This window comes from Luteibacter sp., assembly GCF_036500425.1.
Lineage (GTDB): Bacteria > Pseudomonadota > Gammaproteobacteria > Xanthomonadales > Rhodanobacteraceae > Luteibacter.
The window spans coordinates 1-12,066 of sequence record NZ_DASYCB010000031.1 but is presented as its reverse complement, the minus strand read 5'-3'; the positions used below and the strand labels follow the sequence as shown (position 1 = coordinate 12,066).

Here is a 12,066-nt window from a genome sequence, read left to right as displayed (position 1 = left end):
GGCAGGCTTATTCGGTAACGATCTCGAGTTCCAGCCCCAGTTCCACCATGGGCTCGCGCTCCTGCTCCAGATCGGCTTCGGTCAGCGGATGCTGGTCGAGCCAGTCAGCGGGCAGGGTGAGGCGCAGGCGCTGCCGGGTGGCGTTCACGCGGATGCGCGGCATGGATTCGGCGCGGCGCGCCCGGCGGAACAGCACGGCCAGGCGGAGGATCGCCGTGATATGCCGGGCCAGCGCGCGGTAGCGCACGGGCAGGGCGTTGACCACCGCTCGCTCCGGCTTGCGCCGGTGCGATTCCACGATGGCGGCAAGCAGTTGTTGTTCCTGTCGTGAGAAGCCGGCCATATCGGCGTGACGCAAGATATAGGCGCCGTGCCGCTGGTGCTGGCTGTGGGCGATGGCAAGGCCAAGCTCATGCACGCGGGCCGCCCACGAGAGCCACTCACGGCCATCGTCGTCGAGCTTCCAGACCTTGGCCAGTTGATCGAACAGCGAGAGCGCGGTGGTTTCCACGCGGCGCGCCTGCGCGCGATCGACGCCGTAGCGTGCGGCAAGCGCATCGATGCTGGCCATGCGCGGATCGGTACCCGCGGAACGGCCGATCAGATCCCACAGCACGCCCTCGCGCATGGAGCTTTCCGACACACCGAGGCGCTCGATACCCAGCGCTTCGAAGGCGGCCTCGAAGATCGCGACGCCGCCCGCGAACACTTCAGCGCGATCGTCGGCGAGGCCCGGCAGCTTGAGCGGGGCGCCTGTCGCACCCTGTTCAATCAGCGCCTCGCGCACCGCGGCGAGGGCATCGGGGGTGATGCCGTCTTCGGACAGCTTCATCGCCCGCACCACCGAGCCGATCGCCTTGGCCGTGCCTGATGAGCCATACGCATCCATCCAGCCCGCTTCGCGGTAATCCTCGGAGAACTGCTGAAGTAGCACGCCGATCTCGCGGCGCGCCTTCTGCCAGCGCTTGCGCGTGATCTTGCCGCCTGGGAAGAAGCGCAGCGTGGAGGCGATGCAGCCGACCTGGACGCTCTCCGTGAGCAGGGGTGAGGTGCCGCGGCCGATGATGAACTCGGTGCTGCCGCCGCCGATATCGATGACGAGGCGATGGTCGCGTGACGCGGGCAGGTCGTGCGCGGCGCCCAGGAAGATCAGGCGGCCTTCTTCACGGCCCGAGACGATTTCGACAGGATGGCCGAGCGCGGCCTCCGCCGCCGAAAGAAACGCGTGCGGAGAGGCCAGCCGGCGCACCGTATTGGTGGCGACGGCGCGGATGTGCAGCGCAGGGATGCCGGCAAGGCGCTGGCCGAAACGCGCGAGGCTGCCCAGGGCCGCGGCCCGGTGCGCCGCGTCGAGGGTGCCATCGGGGCGAAGGCCCACGGCCATGCGCACGGAATCGCGCAGGCGATCGATCACCCGCGGTTCGCCATGTTCGTAGCGCGCGACCACCATGTGGAAGCTGTTGGAGCCGAGGTCGACGGCGGCGATGAATTCGCCATCGTTGATCTGCGATTTACCTGATGTGGCCAAGGGAGATGTCCGCAGCGGCGTAGCGGTGAATTTTGTCACGCCTTTACCGGTTAGGGGAAACGGCGGCGCGCGATTTCGGCATGGCCGAGAGGATAAACAACAGGATACAGAGGAAGCCGAATACCCAGTAATCCGTGGGCGCCGGACCCCACCAATGCCGGTGCCAGGGCACGTTTTCGGGGTTGAAACGGGCAAGACCGAAGGCCGGGTTCAGGATGAACCAGAGCCCATCCTCGGCGACCCAGAACAGCATGACGCACGCGATGATGCGCACCTGCGCGCGCCAGCTCCAGAAGCCCCGGAAGACCATGGGAAAATGGAAGAACAACGCGATGAAAGGAAACACCCAGGCGTGGTAGCCGGTCATGGGCCGACCGCCCCACAGCAGGTCGAGCAGCCAGTGGTTTTCGATGCGCCACGTGGGCAGGCTCGTAGCCCAACCATTTGGCCCTTCGATCTCGACTTCGACATGCGCGAACAGGAAGGCAAGCAAGAAGGCGAAGGCAGCGGTCGCAATAACGGCGGCGATGCGCTTGCGTGGCGAATGACTCATCAGCTTCCCAACGGCGCGAGAACAATATCGATAACGTCGCGCGCGGCATGGGGCCTGCCGATCGCCCGGGCGCGGCGGCCCATGGCCGCAAGCTGGGCAGGATCGTCGCGTAGCGCCTGCACACGCCAGCCCAGGGCGACGCCGTCGATCGCCTTCCACGCCGCGCCCTGTTCCAGCAGATAGTCGGCGTTGCGCTCCTCCTGGCCAGGGATGGGTGCGTTCACGATCATGGGCAGGCCCATGGCGAGGCACTCGGAGGTGGTAAGGCCGCCGGGCTTCGTGATGGCGAGGTCGCAGCATGCCATGAGGCGTTCCACATGCTTCGTATAACCCTGCGGGAACAGCCGCCCGGCATGCTTCTGTTCGGCCAGGCGGCGCAAGCGGCCCAGCATCTCTTCGTTGCGCCCGGCAAGTACGACGAGTTGAAAGTCACCTCCCGCCGAGAGCAGCGTATCGGCGAGCGCATCCAGGGCGCCGACACCCGCGCCGCCGCCCATCACCAGGTAAGTGGCGCGATCCGGGTCCATGCCGAAGCTGCGCGCCAGCGTGCCGCGGTCCTGCACATCGGCGAACGCGGGCATCACCGGGATGCCGGTGGTGTGCACGCGTGATGCAGGCAGCCCGACCGCGTGCATGCGGTAGGCTATTTCCGGGCTGGCCGCAAAGTAGCCGGTCATCCCGGGCACCAGCCACATCCGGTGCAGGTCGAAGTCGGTGACCTGTAGATAAACCGGTGCCGTGACCCGGCCTTTACGAATCTGCCGGGCGAGCATCTCGGCGGGCAGGAAGTGCGTGCAGATAATGGCGTCGGGTGCGAAATCGGCGATCGCCGCACGCAACCGGCGCGTGTTGAGGCGCTCGATCGTGCGGCGCATGCGCTGCACGACCGCGTCAGGGCGAGCGTCGTCCGTAATCCGGTAGAGCATGCCCCACAGGCGCGGGTAGCGCGTGATCAGGCCAAGATAAAAGTCCGCATAGATGCGACGGAAGCTCGATGGCACATAGTCCATGACATCGAGGTGGCGCGCCTCGACCTCGCCCCCCTGGTCGGCCAGGGCGGTCACGGTAGCCTCGAGCGCATCCGCGGCACGTACGTGCCCGGCACCCGCTGACACCGACAGGAGCAGGATACGCCGCTTCACCCGCAGTACTTGGCCAGCAGCGATTGTTGCGCCGAATGCGGTAGCTCGCCATCGCCGGGTTGCCGCCGTAGGTAGCGGCCATCGGCGCCGAGCATCCACGCCTGGGTGTTGTCGCGCAGGTAGTTTTCCAGCGTTTCGTCGTACACGCGCTTGAAGAGTTCAGGCTCGAGGATCGGCACGCCAATCTCGATCCGGCGCATCAGGTTCCGCTCCATCCAGTCGGCGCTGGCACAGTACAGCTCCGGCTCGCCATCGTTGCCAAACCAGTACACACGACTGTGTTCCAGGAAACGACCGATGATGGAGCGTACGCGGATGTTCTCCGACACACCCTTGACGCCAGGGCGCAAGGTGCAGGCGCCGCGGATGATCAGGTCGATCTGTACGCCGGCCTGCGAGGCGCGATAAAGCGCTTCGACGACATGCGCTTCATTCAGCGCGTTGAGCTTGGCCACGATGCGCGCGGGACGTTTGTGCTTCGCGTGGTCGATCTCGCGCTCGATCTTGCCCATGACGCTGCTATACAGCGTAAATGGCGAATGCAGCAGGCGCTTCAGCTGGATCATGGGCCCCAGGCCTGATAGCTGCTGGAAGACCTTGTGGATGTCCTCGCCGATCTCCGCGTTCGAGGTCATCAGGCCGATATCGGTGTAGCCGCGGCTATTACCCTGGTGGTAGTTGCCGGTGGAGAGGTGGACGTAGCGGCGCAGGCCGCTGCCTTCGCGACGCACGATGAGCAGCATCTTGGCGTGGGTCTTGTAGCCCACCACACCGTAAACCACCTGCACGCCAGCTTCCTGCAGGCGATTGGCAAGGCCGATGTTGGCTTCTTCGTCAAACCGCGCGCGCAACTCGATCACCACGGTGACGTCCTTGCCGTTGCGAGCCGCTTCGACGAGTAAATCGACCAGCGGTGAATCCTTGCCCGCCCGGTACAGGGTCTGCTTGATCGCGAGTACGCCCGGATCCTGCGACGCGCGGCGCAGCAGCTCCACCACCGAGGCAAACGATTCGTACGGGTGGTGAAAAAGCACATCGCGCTCGCCGAGCACGTCGAACTCGTTCACGCCCTTGGCGAACGCCGGTGAAAGCCGTGGCGTGAAGTGCGGGAACTTCAGTTCGGGGCGATCGAGCTGGTCGTAGATCACGCCGGAGCGAATGATGTTGACGGGGCCGTCGCAGCGGTAGATATCGGCGTCTTCCAACTGGAAGTTCGCCATGAGCATCTCGGTGATCGCGCGCGGGCAATCGGCGCCGACTTCGAGGCGTACGGGGCGCGCATAACCCCGTCCGGCCAGTTCCTCGCTAAGGGCACGGGCCAGGTTCTCCATTTCGGCCTCTTCGACCACCAGCTCGCTGTTGCGGGTGACCCGGAACTGGTACGCCGCGCACACCTGGAAGCCGGGGAAGATTTCGTCGGCGAAGCTCTGCAGTATTTCGGCCAGGAAGACGAAATCGCCATCGCCGTCGGAGACTTCCGCCGGGATACGAATGATCCGTGGCAGGGAGCGCGGCGCCCGCACCAATGCCATATGACCCTCGCGGCCGAACGCGTCGCGGCCTTTCAGTACCACGGCCAGGTTCAGCGTCTTGTTGAGGATCCGCGGGAACGGATGTGCCGGGTCGAGGCCCAGGGGCGAGAGCACGGGCATGATCTCGTCTTGAAAATAGCCCTGCAGCCAGCGACGCTGCTTGTCCGACCATTGGTCCCGGGTGACGAAGCGAATGCCCTCGGCGTTCATCGCCGGTCCGAGCTCCTCATGCCAGAGCCGGTAGATCTCGCTCACCAGCTCCAGCGTGCGCTCACGGATACGGGCAAGGATCTCGCCCGAGCCCATGCCATCCGCGCCAGGCAGGGCGGCACCCAGTGCGTGCTTGTGCTTGAGCACAGCGACACGCACCTCGAAGAATTCATCGAGGTTATTGCTGACGATAGTGAGGTAGCGCAGGCGCTCCAGGACCGGGACATCCGGATCGCTGGCCTGGGCCAGGACGCGGAAGTTGAACTCCAGCGCCGCCAGCTCACGGTTGATGTACAGCCCGGGGGCCCCGAGGTCGATCTTCGCGCTCATGCGTTCCGCGGCTCGTTTCATGACCGCCGATGGTGAACCATCGCCGGCCGCCACGGAAAGGGGCATCGCAGCAACCTGCGGGCGCCGGGGAGACATGCGTTCAGGCCGGGGCGCCCGCGACGTCGTACAGGCGGGAACCGTCGAGCAGGCGGTCGCTGCCGAAAACACAGGCAAACGTGGAGCCCTTGCCTGGCTCGCTCTCGATCGAGAGGCGGGCCTGGTGCAGGTTCAGCACGTGCTTGACGATGGACAGGCCCAGGCCGGTGCCACCCGAATCACGCGAGCGGCTGGATGAGACACGGTAGAAGCGCTCGGTCAGGCGGGCGATGTGCGCGGCCGGGATGCCGAAACCGGAATCCTGCACGGAGAAGCGCGCGCCGCCGTCGGTCGCCGCCCAGCGAATGGCGATCTTGCCGCCGGTCGGCGTATAGCGCACGGCGTTCCCGACCAGGTTGCCGAACGCGCTGTGCAGGTCCTTGGTCGAGCCAAGCAGGTCGTAACCGGTGGCGACGTCCAGCGAAATGGTGTGCCGGCCCTGGCTGAGCGCCTCCGCTTCCTTGCGCAGGGACGCCAGCAGGGGCGCCATCTGCACGTGTTCTTCAGCGAGGTGGTCCTGGGTTTCCAGGCGGGACAAGGTGAGCAGGTCTTCCACGATCTGGCCCATGCGCTTGGATTGCGCACGCATTTCGTCCAGCACCGGGGCGAGCTCGGGGACATCTTCCGGGTCCAGCAGCTCGAGATAGCCGTGGATCACCGTGAGGGGCGTGCGCAACTCGTGCGACACATTGGCCACGAAATCACGGCGAATCTGCTCGAGCCGGGTGAGATGGCTGGTATCACGGGCCAGCAGCACGCGCTGGCGGCTGCCAAACGGCAACAGGGTCGCAGTGATGTGCCGGTTCGGGTGCCCGGGCGCGGTCACATCCGTCAGCGGTTCGCGCGCGCCATCGTCGAGCCATTCAGCCAGCTCGCTGTTCTTCAGCACATCCGTGATGAAACGGCCACGGTCACGCGGGCCCTTCAGCCCAAGCAGTTCCTCCGCCGCGTGGTTAAACCAGCGGACGTGCTGCGCGTGGTCCAGGAGGACCACGCCATCGGGGAGGGAACCTGCCGCGCTGCGCAAGTCGCGGAGACGGGAGGCGATACGACGGGTGCGGGTCATGAGACGGTCATGCTCAGGGTGGGACGTTGCAGGCGTTTGCAACATTGGCCCGGCCTTATGACGGAACAGCGACAGCAGGACGACGATTTCCACCAGCGCGATGACGCTCACGCCGGCTAGCGTCGAACCCACGAGCGCGCCTGCCGCACCGCCCGCGATAAGCAGGGCGGCGCAGGTAACGGGCAATCGCCAGGAAGTCAGGAAGCTGGGTGGCATGGCGGGTTAACCGACGGTCTGGTGGTTCGCACCATAACGCGGCGAGCCCGCGTTAGCCTAGGTATTGGCGGAGAAGCGGTAGCCCGCACCGCGCACGGTCTGCACCATGTCGTCGAGCTTCCACGGTTCCAGGGTCTTGCGCAGGCGGCGGATATGCACATCCACCGTGCGCTCTTCGACGTACACACTGCCGCCCCACACGTGGTCGAGCAGCTGCGCACGCGAGTACACGCGCTCCGGGTGGGTCATGAAGAAGAACAGCAGGCGGTATTCGGTGGGGCCGATCGGCACCGCATCCTCGCCGGCAAACACGCGGTGCGCGGGGCCGTCGATGCGCAGGCCGCCCAGTTCGACGATGCCAGAGCCATCATCACCCTGGCTGCGGCGGAGCACGGCCTTGATGCGGGCAATGAGCTCGCGAGTGGAGAAGGGCTTGATCACATAGTCGTCCACGCCGGCCTCGAGGCCGTTCACCCGGTCCATCTCCTCACCGCGGGCGGTGAGCATGATGATGGGGATCTCGCGGGACAGTTCCTCGCGACGCAGGCGGCGGGCCAGTTCCAGGCCGCTGGTGCCCGGGAGCATCCAGTCCAGCAGGATCAGGTCCGGCACACGCTCGGAGATGGCCATCTGGGCGGCGCGGGCGTCGGCGGCGTGAGCCGCGTCCATGCCCGCCTTGCGAAGTGCGAACGCGACCATGTCGCGAATCGATGCTTCGTCTTCCACGATAAGAATGCGCTTATGCACGCTAAGAACCGCTTGGTGGCTGTGACCGTCATATTGCAGCCGTGCAGTGTTACAGGGCAATGACAACGGTCACATTCGTCCCTTGCCGATAAGGCGCAGTCACTGCTGGGTGCGGCCATCCGGGTTGTCGTCAGTGGCCACCCGGCGCTTGCGCAGCTCGAGCAGGAGCGGGGTCAGGTCGGCAATCTGCGACTGGATGCGTGAGCGCTGGTAGAAATCGAGGTCATCGCGCTTGAGCAGGCGGCGCAGCTGTTCCATGGCGTCAAAGGGGCGGCCGGAAAGGTAGGAGGCGTTGGCGTAGGCCTCCGCGGCGCGAATGCTGTCGCCGGCCCGCTCACTGGCCTGGGCGTAGGTGCGGAAGATCTCCGGATCGTCGCTCTTGTCGAGCATGGGCCGGAGCAGGTCGGCGGCTTGCCGGGCACTTCCCGTGCTGCCCTGGACCGCCAGGGCCTTGGCGTAGCCCAGCGCGACCGCCACATTGCGCGGTGAATTTTCGTGCAGGGCTTTGTAGATCGCCATGGCATCGCCTGAGCGGCCGGCATCCAGGTAGGCATCGGCCATGGCCATGCGCAGCACGACGCTGCCCGGCAGCGAGGCCAGCAGGGGCTGCAGTTGCTCGATGGCCTGGCTGCCGTGGTTGGTGCGGATAAGCGCCACGGCGTAGCCATAGCGGTTGGCGGCCGTGTCGAAATCCTTGCGTTTCAGGTTGGTGGCGTAATACGACGCCAACTTGCCCGCATCACCCGACAGTACGCGAACGCGTTCACGCATCAGGGCATACATATCCCCGGCGCTGTCCTTTGCCACGGCGGCGCCGGTGTTCACCAGGGTGGTCGGATCCTTCACATAAAGCACGGGTGCTGTATTTTTTTCCCAGGTGGCCTTGTCGATCGTAGGTAGTCTCGGCCGGTCTTTCAGGCGGGCCTCAAGCGTGCGTGCGCGGGCGCGGGCGTCACTGATGCGATCGAGTGTCACGGGGTGGGTTTGCAGCAACGCGGGCAGCGCGTTTTCGCCTTCGCCGACACGCAGGGTGTCCTGCATGCGCCCGAAGAAGTCGGCCATCGCGTCCGGATTGAAGCCGGCGTTGGCCAGTGTCTGGATGCCGACGCGGTCAGCTTCGATTTCATCCTTGCGGGTGAAGTTGATCTGCCGCTGCAGCAGCAGGCCCTGGCCACCCATGAGCACACCCGCCGCCGCATCGCCCGCACCACCCGCGCCGGCCGCGATCGCGCCCAGCAGCACGAGAGCCAGCAGCGGGGCGTCTTTCTTCGATGCTTCGAAGGCGCGGTAGAGATGGTTCTGGGTGATGTGGCCAATTTCGTGCGCGATGACGCCCGCCAGTTCGCTTTCGTCCTGGGTGATGTTGATCAGGCCTGCGTTCACGCCGATGTAGCCGCCGGGCGCGGCGAAGGCATTGATCTGGGTATCGCGGACGATGAAGAACTGGAAGTGGTCTTTCGGCCGGTCGCTGGAAGCGACCAGGCGGTAGCCGAGGTCGTTGATGTACTGGTCGAGCAAGGCATCGTCGACGGTCAGGTCCAGCGCGTGCATCTGCCGGAGCATCTCGGCGCCGTAATCCTCGGCCTCGCGCGGGCTGATCAAGGCATTCGCGGAGCTACCCAGGTCGGGCAGGCGCACGGCATCCTGGGCGCCGGCCACGAAGGTGGCGGCGGTGGTGGCGGCGAGGAGCAGCAGGCGGGGAAAGGGCTGGCGCATAAGTGCGAGGACGATACCACCACGGAGCTGGGCCCGGCTTGGACCACACGGCGCGGCGCGGGTTCGCCGTGGGTTGTAGAATGGGCGCAAGGCCGCCATATATCGGTCATCAGATTGTCCGGAGACATCGGTTCCATGAGCACCCCTGATATCACCATCTATTCGACCGCGGTATGCCCGTATTGCGTGGCCGCCAAGAACCTGCTCAAGGCCAAGGGCCTGGCGTGGAATGAGGTGCGCATCGACATGGATCCGGTCCAGCGCGACGTCATGCTGGAGAAGAGCGGCGGTCGCCGCACCGTCCCCCAGATCTTCATCAACGGCACCCACGTGGGTGGCTTTGACGACCTGGCCGCCGCCGACCGCAGTGGCCGCCTGGCTGAGATCATCGAGGCCGCGCACTGATGGCGACCGAGAAGGACCGGCTGGAGGAATTCACCGCTTTCCGCAAGCGCATGAACGAACGAATCCTGTCGGAAGACAACCAGGTCGTGCGCCGCTTCTTCGCCCTGGACACCCAGACGTACCGCGAGGGCGCGCTGGATGTGAAGACCAAGGAAATGCTCGGCCTGGTCGCCTCGATGGTGCTCCGCTGCGACGATTGCATCAGCTACCACGTGGCCCAGTGCAAGGAAGCCGGCGTGAACCGCGATGAATTCTTCGAAGTATTCAGCGTGGGCCTGGTGGTGGGCGGCTCCATCGTTATCCCGCACCTGCGCCGCGCGGTGGATTTCCTGGACTCGCTGGAAGGCGAGACCACGGCCGATGCCGGGGCTTGCGCGGACCACGCCGGGACCTGAACGGGTCGCCGTCCCGCGCGGCGTCCTTGAAGGAAGCAGGCAAAATCGCCGATAATTGGGCGATTTTCTTCCCCAGCGCACGTCTCACGTGCGTCATTCGACCTGCTTCCTTCCAGGAGTTACCCCCATGAGCAAAACCATTGCCGTGATCCCCGGCGACGGTATCGGCCCCGAGATCATGGACGCGACCATCCGCGTCCTCGATGCCCTCGACTGCGGCCTGACCTACGATTTCGTGGACGCGGGCATGGTGGCCCTCGAGAAGCACGGCGACCTGCTGCCGCAGGGCACGATCGATGCCATCGCCAAGCACACCGTGGCGCTCAAGGGTCCGCTCACCACCCCGATCGGCGGTGGCTTCACGTCGATCAACGTGACCCTGCGCCGCAAGTTCGACCTGTACGCCAACGTGCGTCCGGCGATCAGCTTCCCGGGCACCAAGGCGCGTTACGAGAACATCGACATCATCACGGTGCGTGAAAACACCATGGGTGCGTACATGGCCGAGGGCCAGACGCGCGAGGGCACGGGTGAGAACGAGGTGGCCGTGTCGATCATCCGTAATACCCGCCCGGGCATGGAGCGCATCTGCCGCTACGGCTTCGAGATGGCGCGCGCGAAGGGCCGCAAGAAGGTCACGGCCGTGCACAAGGCCAACATCATGAAGACCTCGTCGGGCCTGTTCCTTGATGTGGCGCGTGAAGTGGCGAAGGATTTCCCGGAGCTCGAGTTCCAGGAAATGATCGTCGACAACGCGTGCATGCAGCTGGTGATGAACCCGTGGCAGTTTGACGTGATCGTGACGACTAACCTGTTCGGTGACATCCTGTCCGATCTGTGCGCTGGCCTCGTTGGCGGCCTGGGTCTGGCGCCGGGTGCGAACATCGGCAAGGGCGCGGCGATCTTCGAAGCGGTGCACGGTTCGGCGCCGGATATCGCGGGCCAGAAGAAGGCAAACCCGTGTGCGCTGCTGCTGGCGGCGGCGGATATGCTGGATCACCTGGGCATGGTGGCGAAGGGCGCGCGCCTGCGCGCGGCGATCAGCGAGGTGATGAACGCGCGCGACCGGACGACCCCGGACGTGGGCGGCACCGGCAATACCGATACCTTCGGCGATGCGATCGTCGAGCGGATCAAGGCCACGGCGTAGTCGCTTTGCTTCCATGTTGACGAGAAAGCCCGGCTTCGGCCGGGTTTTCTTTTGTAGGAGCGCGCTTTCGCGCGATGCTTTCGCGGCCGTGCTGGCTCCTTGATCGGTTCATTCGCTGCCGCGAATGCATGTCTTCATCGAGCGGGCTCGCCTTCGGCTTCGCAGGTGTGGCTCGGCTTCGCCATCGCGTTGGCGCTCGGACGTGGTCGCCAGAGAGCCCTCGGTGCCCACCCTCGCTGCTCAGACAGGTCCTCAACGTTCGAAAGGGATGCCCCTCCGGGGCCATGTACTTATTTGGCCTACGGCCGCGAACCGGCAGCCGGGCGGGGGTTTGAAACTCGGCATCCATGCCTCGATTTCAAACGACCGGCCATCCATGGCCGGCCCCGCCTTCGGCGGCTGTTCCCGCCCGTCTGCCTCGCCTGCGGAACTCGCCTCGAGGGTGGGCACCGAGGGCTCTCTTCAGCACTGAGGTAAACGGGATAGACGAGCTCGCCGCATGGCAGGCTGCGTTTCTGGCGGTGTACGGACATCGTCCGTCGGACAGGCGATCGTCCGCGGACAACGAACGGTGCCAGATACGATCGTCGAGAAATGGCTTGGCAGCGCGGTTTGCGCGGTGATTCAACGGTTGGCACGGCCGATGCAACCGTTATCGCAAAGGGCACCCACGCCCACCTGCCACCTCACGGAGACTGACCATGAAGACCGAAACCCTCGTGCTGAAGACCTTCTTCCTCGCCGCCGTCCTGACCTGCGTGCTGACCATGGGCGCGATGCTCACCACGACCGCGTCGCACACGCCGGTCAATACGATCGCCGCCGCGCAGTAAGCCGGCGGCCGGCGTCACCGCGTCGTTGGCGATCGCGCGCAAGCGCGCTCCTACACGAGATCTGCGGTGACCTGGATGGGGCTCCTGTAGGAGCGCGCTTGCGCGCGATGGGTGCTCGCGACACCGTTAGATGCTGCCGTCGTGGGA

At 65.4% G+C, this 12,066-nt stretch carries 11 protein-coding genes; 4 read left to right on the top strand and 7 right to left on the bottom strand.

What is annotated here, in order from left to right; genetic code table 11:
• Positions 1-7: 7 nt before the first annotated feature.
• The 7 genes from VGN46_RS07720 to VGN46_RS07690 all read right to left on the bottom strand — a co-directional run bounded on the left by VGN46_RS07720 (position 8) and on the right by VGN46_RS07690 (position 9,136).
• Positions 8-1,528, bottom strand: coding sequence for a Ppx/GppA phosphatase family protein (locus VGN46_RS07720; RefSeq protein WP_331642373.1), 1,521 nt, complete (start codon positions 1,526-1,528; stop codon positions 8-10).
• Positions 1,529-1,571: 43 nt separating this feature from the next.
• Complete coding sequence (locus VGN46_RS07715) at positions 1,572-2,081, bottom strand: hypothetical protein (protein WP_331642371.1); 510 nt, start codon at positions 2,079-2,081, stop codon at positions 1,572-1,574.
• Complete coding sequence (locus VGN46_RS07710) at positions 2,081-3,223, bottom strand: MGDG synthase family glycosyltransferase (protein WP_331642369.1); 1,143 nt, start codon at positions 3,221-3,223, stop codon at positions 2,081-2,083. The genes VGN46_RS07715 and VGN46_RS07710 overlap by 1 nt, the downstream gene beginning before the upstream one ends.
• On the bottom strand, positions 3,220-5,316 hold the full coding sequence (ppk1, locus tag VGN46_RS07705; RefSeq protein WP_331642409.1) for a polyphosphate kinase 1: 2,097 nt from the start codon (positions 5,314-5,316) through the stop codon (positions 3,220-3,222). Before ppk1 ends, VGN46_RS07710 begins: the two co-directional genes overlap by 4 nt.
• A gap of 79 nt (positions 5,317-5,395) precedes the next feature.
• On the bottom strand, positions 5,396-6,673 hold the full coding sequence (phoR, locus tag VGN46_RS07700; RefSeq protein ID WP_414675237.1) for a phosphate regulon sensor histidine kinase PhoR: 1,278 nt from the start codon (positions 6,671-6,673) through the stop codon (positions 5,396-5,398).
• 57 nt (positions 6,674-6,730) lie between these two features.
• The gene (gene phoB / locus VGN46_RS07695) at positions 6,731-7,420 is read right to left on the bottom strand and encodes a phosphate regulon transcriptional regulator PhoB (RefSeq protein WP_046967346.1); all 690 of its coding nucleotides are present in this window, start codon (positions 7,418-7,420) and stop codon (positions 6,731-6,733) included.
• 99 nt (positions 7,421-7,519) lie between these two features.
• Positions 7,520-9,136 carry a M48 family metalloprotease gene (locus VGN46_RS07690; RefSeq protein ID WP_331642367.1) on the bottom strand — a complete coding sequence of 539 codons (1,617 nt, stop codon included), beginning with the start codon at positions 9,134-9,136 and terminating at the stop codon, positions 7,520-7,522.
• Between the two features lie 135 nt (positions 9,137-9,271).
• On the opposite strand from VGN46_RS07690, the gene grxC reads away from it, so the two are divergent.
• From grxC to VGN46_RS07670, 4 genes are all read left to right on the top strand, one after another.
• Positions 9,272-9,541 (top strand): glutaredoxin 3, encoded by a 270-nt coding sequence (gene grxC, locus VGN46_RS07685; RefSeq protein ID WP_331642364.1) that lies wholly within the window; start codon positions 9,272-9,274, stop codon positions 9,539-9,541.
• Complete coding sequence (locus tag VGN46_RS07680; RefSeq protein WP_414675236.1) at positions 9,541-9,936, top strand: carboxymuconolactone decarboxylase family protein; 396 nt, start codon at positions 9,541-9,543, stop codon at positions 9,934-9,936. Before grxC ends, VGN46_RS07680 begins: the two co-directional genes overlap by 1 nt.
• A 127-nt stretch (positions 9,937-10,063) precedes the next feature.
• A complete protein-coding gene (locus tag VGN46_RS07675) occupies positions 10,064-11,086 on the top strand; it encodes an isocitrate dehydrogenase (protein WP_331642362.1) in 1,023 nt (340 codons plus the stop codon).
• 701 nt (positions 11,087-11,787) lie between these two features.
• Positions 11,788-11,919 carry a hypothetical protein gene (locus tag VGN46_RS07670; protein WP_331642360.1) on the top strand — a complete coding sequence of 44 codons (132 nt, stop codon included), beginning with the start codon at positions 11,788-11,790 and terminating at the stop codon, positions 11,917-11,919.
• Positions 11,920-12,066: the final 147 nt, after the last annotated feature.